At 62.7% G+C, this 15267-nt stretch carries 12 protein-coding genes and 1 pseudogene; 9 read left to right on the top strand and 4 right to left on the bottom strand.

The genetic code is table 11. The features are described 5' to 3' along the window. Positions 1-130 precede the first annotated feature (130 nt). The 3 genes from araH to BN1128_RS20500 form a co-directional block, all read right to left on the bottom strand. A complete protein-coding gene (gene araH / locus BN1128_RS20510) occupies positions 131-1132 on the bottom strand; it encodes an L-arabinose ABC transporter permease AraH (protein ID WP_042872259.1) in 1002 nt (333 codons plus the stop codon). A gap of 50 nt (positions 1133-1182) precedes the next feature. Further along, complete coding sequence (gene araG / locus BN1128_RS20505) at positions 1183-2679, bottom strand: L-arabinose ABC transporter ATP-binding protein AraG (protein WP_042872256.1); 1497 nt, start codon at positions 2677-2679, stop codon at positions 1183-1185. 71 nt (positions 2680-2750) lie between these two features. After that, entirely contained in the window at positions 2751-3728 is a 978-nt protein-coding gene (locus tag BN1128_RS20500; RefSeq protein WP_042872255.1) for an arabinose ABC transporter substrate-binding protein, read from the bottom strand. A 361-nt stretch (positions 3729-4089) separates the two neighbouring features. Between BN1128_RS20500 and BN1128_RS20495 the strand changes: the two are divergent. From BN1128_RS20495 to araA, 3 genes and pseudogenes are all read left to right on the top strand, one after another. Next, positions 4090-5782, top strand: a pseudogene (locus BN1128_RS20495) (ribulokinase). Then, on the top strand, positions 5779-6477 hold the full coding sequence (locus tag BN1128_RS20490) for an L-ribulose-5-phosphate 4-epimerase (RefSeq protein ID WP_042872253.1): 699 nt from the start codon (positions 5779-5781) through the stop codon (positions 6475-6477). The pseudogene BN1128_RS20495 and the gene BN1128_RS20490 overlap by 4 nt, the downstream one beginning before the upstream one ends. 20 nt (positions 6478-6497) lie before the next feature. Next, positions 6498-7997: an L-arabinose isomerase gene (gene araA / locus BN1128_RS20485; protein ID WP_042872251.1), complete on the top strand. Its 1500-nt coding sequence runs from the start codon at positions 6498-6500 to the stop codon at positions 7995-7997. Positions 7998-8118: 121 nt separating this feature from the next. Here araA and BN1128_RS20480 read toward each other — a convergent pair whose 3' ends face one another. Further along, complete coding sequence (locus BN1128_RS20480; protein ID WP_042872249.1) at positions 8119-9009, bottom strand: LysR substrate-binding domain-containing protein; 891 nt, start codon at positions 9007-9009, stop codon at positions 8119-8121. A gap of 113 nt (positions 9010-9122) precedes the next feature. Between BN1128_RS20480 and BN1128_RS20475 the strand changes: the two genes are divergently transcribed. The 6 genes from BN1128_RS20475 (at position 9123) to BN1128_RS20450 (ending at position 15213) form a co-directional block, all read left to right on the top strand. Next, positions 9123-10274: a methionine aminotransferase gene (locus BN1128_RS20475; RefSeq protein ID WP_042872247.1), complete on the top strand. Its 1152-nt coding sequence runs from the start codon at positions 9123-9125 to the stop codon at positions 10272-10274. Positions 10275-10282: 8 nt separating this feature from the next. Further along, a complete protein-coding gene (locus BN1128_RS20470) occupies positions 10283-11098 on the top strand; it encodes a carbon-nitrogen hydrolase family protein (RefSeq protein ID WP_042872246.1) in 816 nt (271 codons plus the stop codon). Between the two features lie 63 nt (positions 11099-11161). After that, positions 11162-11932, top strand: coding sequence for an ABC transporter substrate-binding protein (locus BN1128_RS20465; protein ID WP_042872244.1), 771 nt, complete (start codon positions 11162-11164; stop codon positions 11930-11932). A gap of 265 nt (positions 11933-12197) precedes the next feature. Continuing rightward, on the top strand, positions 12198-12983 hold the full coding sequence (locus BN1128_RS20460) for a metallophosphoesterase (protein ID WP_244464635.1): 786 nt from the start codon (positions 12198-12200) through the stop codon (positions 12981-12983). 143 nt (positions 12984-13126) lie between these two features. Next, positions 13127-14554, top strand: a complete 1428-nt coding sequence (gene sbcB / locus BN1128_RS20455; protein WP_042872241.1) for an exodeoxyribonuclease I — start codon at positions 13127-13129, stop codon at positions 14552-14554. 152 nt (positions 14555-14706) lie between these two features. Beyond that, on the top strand, positions 14707-15213 hold the full coding sequence (locus BN1128_RS20450; protein WP_042872239.1) for a hypothetical protein: 507 nt from the start codon (positions 14707-14709) through the stop codon (positions 15211-15213). The last annotated feature ends 54 nt before the right edge of the window (positions 15214-15267 follow it).

Here is a 15267-nt window from a genome sequence, read left to right as displayed (position 1 = left end):
GCTCGGCGTCGTGTGAAATTGTTGAACTGGCTCACAATGGCATGGGCCGTGCGCCATGGAGTCACCGGCCATCATGGGGCAATCGGCAATCAGGCCCGCAGAACGCGGGCCTGGGCCGGTTGAAGGGAGATCAGACGCGCGCCTTGCGCACTTGCTTGTAGCGGTCGAACAGCACGGCGGCGAGCAAGATCAGGCCGCGCACCACGTACTGGGCGAACGGGGATATGTTGAGCAGGTTCATGGCGTTCTCCATCAGCCCCAGGATCAGCACACCGGCGATGATGTAGGAGATCTTGCCAATCCCCCCCTTCATGGAGACCCCGCCCAGCACGCAGGCCGAGATCACCACCAGCTCGAAGCCGATGGAGGTCATGGGCTGGCCCGAGGTCATGCGCGACGCCAGTATGATCCCAGCGATGGAGGCAATCAGCCCGGTCATGGTGAAGATAATGATCTTGGTGCGCACCACGTTGACCCCGGCGAGGCGCGCGGCCTCCTCGTTGCCCCCCATGGCCAGGGTGTTGCGACCGAAGGTAGTCTTGTTGAGCAGCAGCCCAAACAGCACGAAGCAGAGCGCCGTCAGCCAGACCGGCGTCGGGATCCCAAGCAGGGCTGAGTTGCCTAGCTCGAAGAAGCCCTCTTCCACTATGCCGACCGCCTTGCCGTCCGAGATGATGTAGCCTACCCCCCGCGCCATCTGCATGGTGGCGAGGGTGGTGATGAGGGCATTGATCTTGAATTTGGCCACCACTATGCCGTTGATGAGGCCAAACAGCACCCCCACCGACATGCCGGCTAGGATGCCGACCGTGATGCTCTCGGTGGCGTTGATGCCCACCGCGCAGGCGACGCCCGAGCAGGCCACTACGGAGCCGACCGACATGTCGAATTCACCGGAGGCGAGGCAGAACAGCATGCCGCAGGCCACCATGCCCGACATGGAGACAGCCAGCCCTAGCCCGCGCATGTTGATCAGGCTGGCGAAGTTGGGTACCAGCACGCAGGCCAGCAGGAACAGGGCGGCGAAGATCACCAGCATGCCGTATTGATCCCAGATCCGGGCCAGTTGCACTCTGGAGCTGGCGGTCGCAGAGACAGTCGCGGCCTGACCGACAGAGGTAGTTGTTGTCATGGTATTTCTCCTGAAGTTTCCGGGTGCTATCGCGTTGCAGTCACGGGGGATTAACGGGCCGGCATGGCCAGATTGAGTGCCTTGACCTCGTCGGCCTCATCATGGGAGAGCTCCCCTGCTATCACCCCCTCCCGCATGACCATGATCCGATCCGCGATGCCCAGCACCTCCGGCAGTTCGCTTGAGACCACCACCACGGCGATACCCACCTTGGCCAGATCGTAAATCACGTTGTAAATCTCGTTTTTTGCCCCGACGTCGATGCCGCGGGTCGGCTCGTCGAGCAGGATCACCTTCATGTCTTCGGAGAGCCAGCGGCCCAGAATGGCCTTCTGCTGGTTGCCGCCGGAGAGGTTCATGATGGCTTGATGAGGGGACGGGGTCTTGACCCGCATGTCGCGGATCCGCAGCCTCGCGTTCTCGTCCTCCCATTTCTGGTTGATCCAGAAGCCCCCCCACGCCTTGTGGCGGCGGGCGCTGATGTTGATGCTCTCCTGCACCGAGTGAATGGGGATGATGCCGAGCGCCTTGCGGTCTTCGGTGCAGAGCATGATGCCGCTGTGAATGGCATCGATGGGGTTGCGGATGGGCACCGGCTTGCCAAACACAGCGATTTCGCCAGAGACCAGCTTGTCGGCACCAAAGATGAGCTTCATCAGCTCGCTGCGACCGGCCCCCACCAGCCCGAAGATGCCGAGGATCTCCCCCCGTTTCACCTCAAACGAAATGGGCGCTTTCAGGCCCGGTCCCATCAGGTTCTCTACCTTGAGGCCCACTTCCCCGAGCGGCCTCGGGCTGTAGCCGTAGATGTCGGTCAGCTCGCGCCCCACCATGGTCTTGACCAGCAGATCCCGGCTGACCTCGGCCATGGAGGCGAAGGTGCGCACGAACTGGCCATCCTTGAAGACGGTGATGGCATCGCACAGGGCGAAGATCTCGTCCATCCGGTGGGAGACGTAGAGGATCACCTTGCCCTCGTCGCGCAGCTGGCGAATGACCCGAAACAGCTGATCTATCTCGCGGGACGACAGGCTGCTGGTCGGCTCGTCGAAGGCGATGACGCTGGCATCCCGGGTCAGGGCCTTGGCGATCTCCACCATCTGCCATTGACCGAGCGACAGGTACTTCAGCAGCGTCTCGGGCGACACATCCATGCCGAGGCGCGCCAGCTGCCTGGCGGCATCCTGATAGAGCTTCTCCCGATCGATGACGCCGTGCCGGGTGGGCAGCTGGCCGAGATAGATGTTCTCGGCGATGGTCATCTCGGGCACCAGATGCAACTCCTGATAGATGATGGCGATCCCGCTCTCCAGCGCATCGACCGTGTTTTGAAAGACCCGCTCCTGACCGGCCAGCTTCACCACCCCCGTGGTGGGCGCCTGAAAGCCGCTCAGGATCTTGAGCAGGGTGGATTTGCCCGCGCCGTTCTCTCCCATCAGCGCGTGCACCGAGCCCTGCTGACAGGAGAAGGAGACGTTTTGCAGCGCCTTGACGCCGGGAAACTCCTTGCTGATGCCGCAAAACTCCAGATAAGGAACTTGATTCATGTGTTCACTCCAGCCAACCGGCATGACGTTGCGTCATGCCGGTATCGATGTCAGAGGTTGGACGGCACCTGTCACAGACCTTTCTTCTGCAACTCGACCTTGAAGTTGTCGCGGGTGATGAGCACCACATCGGTCACTTCGGTGAACTTGGCCGGCTCGGCGCCATTGACGACCCAGTCATGGAGCATCTGGATGCTCTTGTAGCCGTGTACGTCCGGGCTTGGCAGCAAGGACCCCAGGAAACCGGTGGCGCTGGACTTGGAGAGCTCATTCACCGCATCCACCCCGTTGATGCCGATGACGTTCGCGGCCTTGAAGCCCTGCCCTTCGGTGGCGCGCACGCCGCCAAGCACTGTGTTGTCATTCATGCCGACGATGAGCCAGTTTTTGACCTCGGGGTGCTGCACCAGCATGGAGTTGGCGGCATCCAGGGCTCCCGGAATATCGTTGGCCTTGGTCGGTGAGCGGTAGATCTGGGCATCGGGGAAACCGGCGGCCTTGAGCGCACTCAAGGAACCTTCAACCCGGCGACGGGCGGTATCCAGCTCGTCGGCCGTGATGGCCAGCACCCCGGTGGCTTTCACGTCCCACTGGCGTTTTTGCATCTCCTTGTAGAGCTCCTGACCCTGGCGCTCGCCAATCTTGGTGGCGGCCATCATCACCAGCGGCACCTGATCCATGGGCTGGCCCTTGGCGTTGACGAACTGGTCATCCACGGTGATGACCTTCAGATCCATGCTGTTGGCCTTGGCCATGATGGCGGCCCCAAGTTTGGGATCCGGGGTACAGATGACGAAACCCTTGGCGCCGTTGGCCGCCAGGCTGTCGATGGCATTGAGGGTCTTCTCGCCATCGGGCACGGCTATCTTGATCACCTCGAAGCCGAGATCCTTGCCGGCCTTGTCGGCAAAGTTCCATTCGGTCTGGAACCAGGGCTCCTCCGGCTGCTTGACCAGGTAGCCCAGCTTCAGCGCCTCGGCCGAGAAAGCAGAATTTGCCATACCAAGGGCAAACCCCATCGCAATCATGCCTTTAACGATTTTGTTCATGTGAGTGTCTCCAGGTGTTCTATCAATCCATGTATCAACGAAGTGCGGCCGTTCGTTCCATTCAACCAGCCGCCACATAAAAACATGTTCAAACATGACGTTATTGTTGTTGCTAGATGAGCGAACCAAGTTGTAATCGTTTTCACATGGAAAAATGGAGAGCAGGATCACGCCATGAAATTGCAGCTATTTTGTCTATGTTTTCAGCAAAAAAGTCACATACGGGATCCCGGGCAGCCGTCACCCTCTTGCGTCTGTAGCGTTTAAATCCATATTTCCAGCAGCCAATGGCTAACCGCCCGTCCGCTCCATCTCCTATGGTTCCTCCCCAGTCACCCCTCATTGATGGTCAGGAGCACCTATGTCTGAGCACCCCAGGTCCGAGCACATCGCCATCGGACTCGATTTCGGCAGCGATTCGGTCAGGGCACTCGCCGTGCGCTGCCACGACGGCGCCGAGCTGGCAACCCATGTCGTCTACTACCCGCGCTGGCAGGTCGGCCACTACTGCCAGCCGGTCCATAACCAGTTCCGCCACCACCCCCTCGACTATCTGGAGTCCATGGAACAGGCGGTGGTGCAGGTGGTGGGCCAGCTCTCCCCCGCCCAGCGCGCCGCCGTGCGCGGCATAGGGGTAGACAGCACGGGATCGACCCCGGCCCCCATCGATGAAGAGGGCCGGGTGCTGGCCCTGCGCCCCGAATTTGCCGACAACCCCAACGCCATGTTCGTGCTGTGGAAGGATCACACCGCCATCGAGGATGGCCGAGGCTATCACGGCACTGTGCCACGGCGGCCAGTTCCCTGACTACAGCCGCTACATCGGCGGTGTCTACTCCTCCGAGTGGTTCTGGGCCAAAATCCTGCACGTATCCCGAGCCGATGCAGCCGTGCGCGCCGCCGCCTGCAACTGGGTCGAGCTGTGTGACTGGGTGCCTGCCATCCTGAGCGGCACCCAGGCTCCTGCCAATATCAAGCGCGGGCGCTGCTCCGCCGGTCACAAGTCCCTCTGGCATCCGAGCTGGGGCGGCCTGCCAGCCGCCGATTTTCTCCATGCGCTGGATCCGCTGCTGACTCAGGATCTCGACTTCCCGCTCTTTACCGACAGCTGGACCGCCGATCTGCCGGTCGGCACCCTGACCCCGGAGTGGGCGGAGCGGCTGCACCTCTCCTGCGAGGTGGTGATAGCGGGCGGCGCCTTTGATTGCCACATGGGGGCTGTGGGGGCCGGGGCCGGCAACAATGCCTTGGTCAAGGTGATAGGCACCTCCACCTGCGACATCCTGATCGCGGACGAAGCCACCATAGGCGATCGTGCGATTGCCGGGATCTGCGGCCAGGTAGACGGCAGCGTGGTGCCGGGCAGGGTGGGACTGGAGGCGGGACAATCGGCGTTCGGCGACATCTACGCCTGGTATCAGCGCCAGCTCGGCTGGCCGCTGGAGAGCCTCGCCGCCCAATACCCCGAGCTTCGCACCGCCATCGAGGCCCACAAGCGGGAGCTGTTGCCAAGCCTCGCCGCCGCCTGGGAGCAGCAGCGCGACCTCGCCCACCTGCCGGTGGTGCTCGACTGGTTCAACGGCCGCCGCACCCCTTACGCCAACCAGCGCCTGCAGGGCACTGTCACCGGCCTCAACCTCGGCACGGATGCACCCGACCTGTTCGGCGCCCTGGTTGCCTCCACCGCCTTCGGTGCCCGCAGCATCATGGAGTGCATGACTAGCCAACAGGTGCCGGTGGACCAGGTGATCGCGCTCGGCGGCATAGCCCGCAAATCAACGACTGTGATGCAGACCTGCGCCGACGTGATGAATCGCCCCATCCAGGTGGTGGCATCGGATCAGTGCTGCGCCCTGGGGGCGGCCATCTTTGCCGCCGTGGCGGCCGGTATCTACGCGGATGTGGCTGATGCCCAGCGGGACATGGCGAGCGCCGTGGATCGCACCCACCAGCCACACCCTGAGCGGGTCGCCGAATATGAGCGGCTCTATCAGCGTTACCTTCAATGGAGCCATGCCGCCGAGCCCCTCTACAACCAGGGAGCACTGGCATGAATCTCAAATCTCTCAAAGAGCAGGTGCTGACCGCCAACCTGGATCTGCCGCGCCATCATCTGGTGACCTTCACCTGGGGCAACGTGAGCGGCATCGACAGGGAGCGGGGTCTGGTGGTCATCAAACCGAGCGGCGTCAGTTACAACAAGATGCAGCTTGAGGACCTGGTGGTGCTTGATCTGGCCGGCAAGCAGCTGGAGGGGGCCCTGCGCCCCTCCTCCGATACCGCCACCCATCTGGTGCTCTATCGCACCTACCCTGAACTCGGCGGCGTGGTGCACACCCACTCCACCCACGCCACCGCCTGGGCCCAGGCGTGCCGCGCCATCCCCATTTTCGGCACCACCCAGGCCGACTACTTCCACGGCGAGATCCCCTGCTCCCGCCTGCTCACCCCAAGGGAGGTCGAAGAGGACTACGAGGGGCTGACCGGTAATCTCATTGTCGAGACGCTCAAACAGACCCCCATTCTCACCATGCCAGGGGTGCTGGTGGCCAACCATGGCCCCTTCAGCTGGGGCAAGGATGCGGATGATGCGGTGCACAACGCCGTGGTGCTGGAAGAGGTGGCGCGCATGGCGTGGCTCACCGGCCAGATCAACCCCGCAGCACACCCCCTGCCCGATTACCTGCTGGAGAAGCACTACCAGCGCAAACATGGCAAGCACGCCTACTACGGCCAGACCGAGACTTAATCAATCAAGAGGACAAGATCATGGAGTTTATGAAACAGCTGGAAGTGTGGTTTCTGGTCGGCAGCCAGCACCTGTATGGCGCAACCACATTGAAGCAGGTCGCCGATCACGCCCATACCATGACCAGCCAGCTCAACGAGGGGGCCGGGCTGCCCATCAAGATAGTGCTCAAGCCCACCGGCACCACCCTCGATGAAATAAGCAGCGTCGCTCGCGATGCCAACCACAGCGAGCAGTGTGTTGGGCTCATGGTGTGGATGCACACCTTCTCCCCCGCCAAGATGTGGATCCCGGCCCTGAGTCAGCTGCAAAAGCCTCTGCTGCAATTTCACACCCAGTTCAACCGGGATCTGCCCTGGCGCGAGATCGACATGGACTTCATGAACCTGAACCAGACCGCCCACGGCGGGCGCGAGTTCGGTTTCATGGGGGCCCGCCTGCGACTGCCACGCACAGTGGTAGTCGGCCACTGGCAGGATGAGGAAGCCAGGAGCAAGATCGGCAACTGGATGCGCATAGCCGCCGCCATTCATGACAGCCGCCACCTGAAGATCGCCCGCTTTGGCGACAACATGCGCAACGTGGCCGTCACCGAAGGTGACAAGATTGAAGCCCAGATCCAGTTCGGCTATCAAGTGAACTACCACCCGGTGGGCGATCTGGTCAAAGTGATTGACGCCGTGCCTGACAGCGATATCAAGGCGCTGCTGGCCGAATACGAACAGAGCTATACCCTGACCGAGGCGGTGCAGGCGGGTGGGCCGCTTCGCGCGTCCCTCTACGAGGCGGCGCGCCAGGAGTTGGGGATGAAGAAATTCCTCACCGAGGGCGGTTTTGGCGCCTTCACCACCACCTTCGAGGATCTCTACGGCCTGCACCAGCTGCCGGGGCTGGCCTGCCAGCGCCTGATGCAGCAAGGCTTCGGCTTCGGGGCCGAAGGGGACTGGAAGACCGCGGCCCTGCTGCGCACCATCAAGGTGATGGGGACAGGCCTTGCGGGTGGCACCTCCTTCATGGAGGACTACACCTACCACCTGGAGGCAGGCAACCACCTGGTACTGGGATCCCACATGCTGGAGGTGTGCCCCTCCATCGCCGCCGACAAACCCGTGCTGGACGCCCAGCATCTGGGGATCGGCAAGAAGGCCGACCCTGCCCGTCTGCTGTTCGCTGCACCAGCCGGCAAGGCGGTCAACGCCAGCCTCATCGACATGGGCAATCGCTTCCGGCTGGTGGTCAATCAGCTGGAGGTGGTGGACTTGCCAGAGGCCATGCCGAAATTGCCGGTGGCGAGCGCCCTGTGGAAGCCCCTGCCGAGCCTTCAGACCAGCGCCGAGGCCTGGATCCTGGCGGGCGCAGCCCACCACTCCGTCTTCACCCAGTCGGTAGACATAGCGCAGCTGCGCACCTTCGCCGACATCATGGGCATAGAGTTCGTAGTGATTGACGAGCACACCCGTATCCCCAAACTGAAAGAGACGCTTCGCTGGAATGAGGTCTACTACAAGATCTGCAACTGACCCACTTCTTCGGCCAGCAGCCACCAGCATGACAGCAGCCCCGCCAGCGGGGCTGTTTTTATGAGGAAGCAGCGCAATGCTCGGGCCGATTTCGCCCCGTCAAGGGAGGCACTGACGGCGATCAGGGATGGTCGCGGCTTTCCAGCAACCAGTCACAGGTACGGGCCACCCCCTGGCGCTGGCTGTTGGGACGGGCAACCAGAGCATACTCGTGATCCGTGCTGAGCACGGGGGCAAAGGGGGCTACCAGCACGCCGCTCTCCAGCTCCTCGGCCACTATGGTGGGATCCCCGAGGGAGAGGCCGAACCCCTGCAGCGCGGCATTCATCGCCAAGTCCAGGGTATCGAACAGCTGTCCCCCCTGGGGCTGCCAGGGGGTGGCGATGAAGGCGGCAAACCAGTTGCGCCAATCCCGCCGATCGGCGCTGGCATGAAGCAGGGGCAGCAGGGGCAACTCCTCAATGGTGCGCTCGAACAAACGGTGCTTGGCGGCAAAGGCGGGGGCACAGACGGGGGTCAGCTGCTCTTGAAACAGCGGCTGGCTGTGGAGGTATCTGGCCTGACAGGATTGATAGACGATGGCGAGATCGAAGGGCTCGCGGGAAAAATCGATGCCGTGGCTGTGGCTGCCACGTACTTCGACTGCCTCCCCCTCGAAGTCCTGCAACCGTCGCAGCAGCCAGCGGCTGGCACAGGAGGGCACCTTGATGCTGATTGCCTGCTCGTGGGGCAGGGTTTGCAGGGCGCAGAGCCCCTCCCCTATGCGGGCCAACCCCTCACGGACGAAGGGCAGCAGCCGCTCGGCGGCCGGGGTCAGGGCCAGGCAGCGGGTGCCGCGCACGAACAGCAGATGGCCGAGGCGCGCCTCCAGCTGGGCGATCTGCTTGCTCACAGCCCCCTGGCTCACGCACAGCTCGTCGGCGGCCAGGGTGAAACTCAGATGGCGGGCAGAACACTCGAAAACCAGCAAGCCATACAGGGGCAACTGGCTGCGGGGTTGGCTGGACAACATACAAGCCTCCATGCTTGAGAAAAACTCATGCATAACATGCCGAATAATCCGTTGTCCGGCAAGAGAGCGAGGACTAAAAAGGGACATCTTTCAAACACTCAGGTGACGACGTCATGTCTTCCCCCCGCATTGCCAGCAAACTGCCCCAAGTGGGCACCACCATCTTCAGCGTGATCGGGGATCTGGCCGCCCGCCATCCCAGCATCAACCTCTCCCAGGGGGCGCCGAGCTTCCCCTGCGATCCCGAGCTCATCCGGGTAACCCACGAGGCCATGCTGGCCGGGGAGAACCAGTATGCCCCCATGACCGGGCTGCCCGCCCTGCGCGAGCAACTGGCGGCCAAGATAGCGGCCAGCTATGGCCACCACTATGATGCCGGCGAGGAAGTCACCATCACCGCCAGCGCCAGCGAGGCCCTGTTCTGCGCCATCACCGCCCTGGTGCACCCCGGGGACGAGGTGATCATGTTCGAGCCGGCATTTGACAGCTACCGCCCCATGATCCAGCTGCAGGGGGCCACCCCCGTGGTGATCGCCCTCAAGGCGCCCCATTTCGCCATCCCCTGGGATGAAGTGGCGGCCCGCATCACCCCCCGCACCCGCATGATAGTGCTCAACACCCCCCACAACCCCACCGGCACCGTCTGGCAGGCGGGGGATCAGGAGCACCTGGCCCGCCTGGTGCGCGGCACCGACATCCTGATCCTCTCGGACGAGGTGTACGAGCACGTGGTGTTCGACGGCGCCCTGCACCAGAGTGTGATCCGCTATCCGGAGCTGGTTGAACGCTCCGTCGCCGTCTTCTCCTTCGGCAAGACCTTCCACGTCACCGGCTGGCGGGTGGGTTACTGCGTGGCGCCCCGCCCCCTGATGGAGGAGATCCGCAAGGTGCACCAGTTTGCCATGTTCGCCGCCGACACCCCCATGCAGTACGGCTTCGCCCACCTGTTGCAGCAACCGGCCCACTACCAGGGGCTGGCGGCCTTCTACCAGCGCAAGCGCGACTTGCTGGTCTCGGCCCTGGCGGACTCGCGCTTTACTCTGCTCCCCTCGGCGGGCAGCTTCTTCATGCTGGCGAGCTACGAGCGGATCAGCGACGAGCCGGACAGCCTCTTCGTGCAGCGCCTGATCCGCGACCACGGGGTCGCCACCATACCCGTCTCCGCCTTCTATCACGACGGCACGGATCAGCGGGTCATCCGCCTCTCCTTCTCCAAGGATGACGATACCCTGCTGGCGGGCGCCGAGCGCCTGTGCGGCGTCTAGGAGGCACCATGGATTCAGTGCGCGTTGCCGTCCTGCAGATGGTGTCCGGGGATGACCTTGACCACAACCTGACCCAGGCCGAGGCCCTGCTGCGTCAGGCCGCGGCCGAGGGGGCCGAGTTTGCCCTGCTGCCCGAATACTTCTACCTGATGCCTGCCGACGAGCGGGCACGGGTGGCCCTGGCCGCCCCCGTGAGAGATCACCCTCTGCTGGCCTGGGCGCAAGGGCTGGCACGGGAGCTTCACCTCTGGATCCTGGCAGGCACCCTGCCCCTTGAAAGTGATGAGCCCGGCAAGATGCACAACAGCAGCCTGCTCATCGATCCCAAGGGGGCGCTGGCCAGCCGCTACGACAAGCTGCACCTGTTTGGTTTTTGCACCGGGCAAGAGCAGTATGACGAGGCCGCGACCATGAGCCCGGGCCGGGAGGTGGTGAGCCATCCCCTGCCCTGGGGGGTGCTGCGCGTCGGGATCTGCTACGACCTGCGCTTCCCCGAGCTGTTTCGCCTGAGCCCTTCCCCCGATTTCATCGCCCTGCCCGCGGCGTTCACCCACACCACGGGGCTCGCGCACTGGGAGCTGCTGCTGCGGGCCCGGGCAGTGGAAAACCTCGCCTTCGTGCTGGCATCGGCCCAGGGGGGAGAGCACCCCGGCGGGCGCCGTACCTTCGGCCACAGCATGATCATCGATCCCTGGGGCCAAGTGCTGGCCCAGGTAGAGGAGGGTCAGGGCATGGCCATCGCCACCCTGGATCTGGCGGCCCAGCGCAAGGTACGCAGCCAGCTGCCGGCACTCACCCATCGCAAGATAGCCGTCGGCCCTTGAGGCAGGCATCCTTCACGACCATCGGCATGACGCCACAAACGCAACAACCGCAAGGGACTGACCATGAAACTCAACACCGCAATGATGCTGGTGGCCCTGGCCACCGCAGGCCAGGCCGCCGCCAAACCCCTGGTGATCGCCACCGACGCCACCTATCCCCCCTTCGAGATGGTCGACAGCAGCGGCAAGCTCGGCGGCTTCGAAGTGGATCTGGCCTATGCCCTGTGCGAGGCCATGAAGACGGAGTGCGAGGTGATCAACCAGCCCTGGGATGCCCTGCTCCCCGGCCTGCAGGTGCGCAAGTACGACGCCATCATGTCCTCCATGAACATCACGGACGAGCGGCGCCAGAAGGTCGCCTTCAGCCAGGTCTACTACATGATGCAGAACCGCTTCGTGGGACGCAGCGACAAGGCAGCCGACTTTGCCGACACCCCTGAGCACTTCAAGGGCAAGGTGATAGCGGTGCAGGAGGGCACGCCCCAGGACAACTTCATCACCGCCCGCTACGGTGACGTGGCCAAGATCAAGCGCTACGTCAACGCCCAGTCCCCCATGCTGGATCTGCAGTCTGGCCGCGCCGACTACACCTTCGGCAACATGGTGCAGTTGAAGGTCGGCTTCCTCGACAAGGAGATGGGCAAGCAGTTCGCCTTCGTCGGTCCCCAGTACAACGGCACCCAGGACAAGATCCTGGGAGAAGGGGTGGCGGTGGCCCTGCGCAAAAACGATAACAAGCTCAAGAGCCGGTTCGATGCCGCCATCGAGAGCGTCAAGGCCGATGGCACCTTCGACACCTTGCTCAAGAAGTACCAGCTCGAAGACCTGCTCTGATCCCGACGACGAGAATCCGTCAAGCCATACCTTGCATGCCAGTCAGCTCCGACTGGCATTCTTTTACTCGGGATCTGCCGGCAACGCGGCAAATCGCCTTCCTTTATGCGGGCCGCCTGCCACCTCGACGGAGGAGAGCCTCCCCCACCTGCCTCTACTATGACGAGGCAGAGCATGCCATGCTGTACCTATCCACGGGACCCTGATCCCCCATCGGTCATCCGGTGGCGCCGCGAGCCGGTCACACCAGACAAGGAGGCAAGCCATGAACCCGTCCCCGCTGATCAGACGCTTCTCCCGCAATCCTCTGGGGCGGGATCTCGCCGTCGGCGATATCCACGGCTACTTTTCACGGCTGGAACAGACCCTGAACCAGGCGGGATTCGATCCTGCTCGGGATCGCCTCTTCTCAGTGGGGGATCTGGCGGATCGCGGCCCCGACTGCACAGCCGTGCTCGAGTGGCTGGCCAAGCCCTGGTTTCACCCTGTCTGTGGCAATCACGACGACTACGTCTGCCGTTACGAGAGCTGCGATCGGGAGAACTGGATCCAGAACGGCGGCGGCTGGTTTCAGCAGCTGGCCCCAGGCGAGCAGGCGGCGTTCGCCGACCACTACCGCCCCCTGCCCCTTGCCATCGAGGTGGCCACCCCGGCCGGCCCGGTCGGGCTGCTCCACGCCGATTGCCCCTTCTCCTCCTGGCAGGACCTGCTGGACACACTGGATGCGAGGGTGAGCGGCGGGAAGCTTCGGGCCATCAAGAACGTCTGCCTCTGGTCAAGGCGCCGCATCGAGCAGCTGGACGAAAGCGGGGTCGAGGATCTCGTTGCCTTGGTGGTGGGCCACACCCCGGTGGGCCGCCCGACGCGCCTTGGCAATGTGTACTACATAGACACCGGCGGCTGGTATCCCGATGAAGGCGGTTACTTCACCCTGCTGGATCTGCATACCCTGATGCCGCTCGCCCTGGGGCATCCCGATGAGCCACCTGAGCGTGCGATGTTTCACCATGCAATCCGCGATCATGCTGACCCCTTGAGCCGACGCTCTTGAGCGTTCATTAAACCAGCAGCCAGACGAGCTGCCCTTCGTTCTGCCTGCGCTATGGTTTACCATGCAGGCAATTGTGGTGCAGGGCACCGCTCACCCAGGTGCTTTGGCGCCGTCGCCATCCCGGACACCCTATCTCGGAACATATGAGCAAAACAGCACAATCCGGCATTGAGCCCACTTTCTACTTCCACGATTACGAGACCTTCGGGATCAGTCCGGCGAAGGACAGGCCGTCGCAGTTTGCGGGTATTCGCACCGACGCCGACTTCAACATCATCGGCGAGCCGCTGGTGATCTATTGCAAGCCGCCGGCGGACTACCTGCCGGAGCCGGAGGCCTGCCTCATCACCGGCATCACGCCGCAAAAGGCGATGAAAGACGGACTGTGCGAGGCGGATTTCATCCGCCAGATCCACGAGCAGTTCGCTACACCGAATACCTGCGTGCTGGGCTACAACAGTATCCGTTTCGATGACGAAGTGACCCGCTACACCCTCTATCGCAACTTCTATGACCCTTACGCCTACGCCAGGCAAAACGGCAACTCCCGCTGGGACATACTCGACATGCTGCGGGCCTGCTATGCCCTGCGCCCGGAGGGGATCGAATGGGCCTTTGATGAGGAGGGCAAGCCAAGTTTCAGGCTGGAGAAGCTGACTGTGGCCAACGGCGTGGCCCACGCCAATGCCCACGATGCGCTCTCCGATGTGCTGGCCACCATAGAGATGGCCAAGCTGGTGAAAAAGGCCCAGCCCAAGCTATTTGGTTATCTGTTTGACCTTCGCAACAAGAACAAGGTCAAGGCACTGATCGACGTGGTGACCATGAAGCCGCTGACCCATGTCTCCGGCATGTTCTCCCCCTGGCAGGGGTGCGTGAGCTGGGTATCGCCACTCGCCTGGCACCCGACCAACCAGAATGCGGTGATCATGGTGGATTTGACCCGTGATCCGACCCCGCTCATCGAGCTCTCCAGCGACGAGATCCGCGAGCGACTCTATACCCGCAAGGACGAGTTGGGGGATCTGGCGGCCATTCCGGTCAAGCTGCTACACATCAACAAGTGCCCCGTGCTCGCGCCAGCCGCTACCCTGACACCGGAACGTGCCGATGAGCTTGGCATCGATCGGGAGCAGTGCCGCAAGAGCCTGAACCTGCTGCGGGCTCACCCCGAGGTGCGGGAAAAACTGGTGGAGGTGTTCAATCAGGAGTTCGCGGGCAACAACGACTCGGATCCGGATACCCAGCTCTACGCCGGCTTCTTCAGTCACGGCGACAAGGCCACCATGGATCTGGTGCGTGCCACCCCGACCGAACTGCTGGGGGAGCGGGAATTTGCCTTCACGGACGCGCGTTTGCCCCAGATGCTGTTCCGCTACCGCGCCCGCAACTGGCCCCACACCCTGAGCGAGGCGGAGCAGAAGCGCTGGCGCCTGCACTGCAGCGACTACTTCAGCCGCCGCCTGCCGGACTACGCCCCTCGCCTCGAGGCGCTGGCCGAGCAGAATCAGGGTAACGAACGGAACTTTGCGATTCTCAAGAGCCTCTATCACTACCTCGAAGATCTGTGAGATGTGATCGGTTTCACAGTTAAATGTCGGTATGCTCCCCTCGCCCAAGACATAATGGGAAGGGGAGCAAAGACTCCTGAAGTTTCAATTATTTGTGCGCTAACATTGCATTAACGGCCTTTGGCTATCGACCCTTGGGGATGCCTCATCTGATGCGTTCAGGATTATCCGGTTTCGGTTTGCTCGTCTGCTCCCTGCTGCCTTCGGCCGGCATGGCGGGCGTGCGTTTTGATGTCCCCGACTATTTGCTGCAATTGCCGCAGCAGACTTATCAGCTGATCGAGAGCAACTTCAGCCGCCTCTATCAGCAGACCGACTTCACTCCCCAGATCACCAACAGCTATTTCAACCGCTCCGATCTCTACAACTTCGTCGGCGTGCCGCTGGCCATCACTCCCCAGGCGGGTTTTCAGCTGGAAGTGTTCGGTCAGCTCTACAATCGCGCCTCCCAGAGCTATGTGCACATGAGCCAGGACATGTCGCTATATCGGATGATCCGGGCCGACATGATTGGCAACACCAATGACGAAGTCGCCATCGGTATGGGGCTCGGCATTCCCCTCAGCCCGCAGCTCACCTTCAAGGCGCTGCTCTCCAGCAACGAGATCCCGGGCTATGGCGCAGCCAACTACGCCATCGGCTTCGAGTGGCGTTACTGATCCCCCGCCATATTTGCCCCCTCTACAAATAATTCAGGCTCCCATGGGAGCCTG

The organism is Aeromonas piscicola (assembly GCF_000820005.1).
Taxonomy (GTDB): domain Bacteria; phylum Pseudomonadota; class Gammaproteobacteria; order Enterobacterales; family Aeromonadaceae; genus Aeromonas; species Aeromonas piscicola.
This window is presented reverse-complemented; position numbering and strand designations above follow the sequence as displayed.

What these genes read in the sequence shown, in the direction of transcription:
- BN1128_RS20460 (WP_244464635.1), top strand. Translation starts at nt 12,198, where the DNA reads ATGAACCCGTCCCCGCTGATCAGACGCTTCTCCCGCAATCCTCTGGGG.
- BN1128_RS20490 (WP_042872253.1), top strand. Translation starts at nt 5,779, where the DNA reads ATGAATCTCAAATCTCTCAAAGAGCAGGTGCTGACCGCCAACCTGGAT.
- araH (WP_042872259.1), bottom strand. Translation starts at nt 1,132, where the DNA reads ATGACAACAACTACCTCTGTCGGTCAGGCCGCGACTGTCTCTGCGACC.
- BN1128_RS20500 (WP_042872255.1), bottom strand. Translation starts at nt 3,728, where the DNA reads ATGAACAAAATCGTTAAAGGCATGATTGCGATGGGGTTTGCCCTTGGT.
- araA (WP_042872251.1), top strand. Translation starts at nt 6,498, where the DNA reads ATGGAGTTTATGAAACAGCTGGAAGTGTGGTTTCTGGTCGGCAGCCAG.
- araG (WP_042872256.1), bottom strand. Translation starts at nt 2,679, where the DNA reads ATGAATCAAGTTCCTTATCTGGAGTTTTGCGGCATCAGCAAGGAGTTT.
- BN1128_RS20450 (WP_042872239.1), top strand. Translation starts at nt 14,707, where the DNA reads ATGCGTTCAGGATTATCCGGTTTCGGTTTGCTCGTCTGCTCCCTGCTG.
- sbcB (WP_042872241.1), top strand. Translation starts at nt 13,127, where the DNA reads ATGAGCAAAACAGCACAATCCGGCATTGAGCCCACTTTCTACTTCCAC.
- BN1128_RS20475 (WP_042872247.1), top strand. Translation starts at nt 9,123, where the DNA reads ATGTCTTCCCCCCGCATTGCCAGCAAACTGCCCCAAGTGGGCACCACC.
- BN1128_RS20465 (WP_042872244.1), top strand. Translation starts at nt 11,162, where the DNA reads ATGAAACTCAACACCGCAATGATGCTGGTGGCCCTGGCCACCGCAGGC.
- BN1128_RS20470 (WP_042872246.1), top strand. Translation starts at nt 10,283, where the DNA reads ATGGATTCAGTGCGCGTTGCCGTCCTGCAGATGGTGTCCGGGGATGAC.
- BN1128_RS20480 (WP_042872249.1), bottom strand. Translation starts at nt 9,009, where the DNA reads ATGTTGTCCAGCCAACCCCGCAGCCAGTTGCCCCTGTATGGCTTGCTG.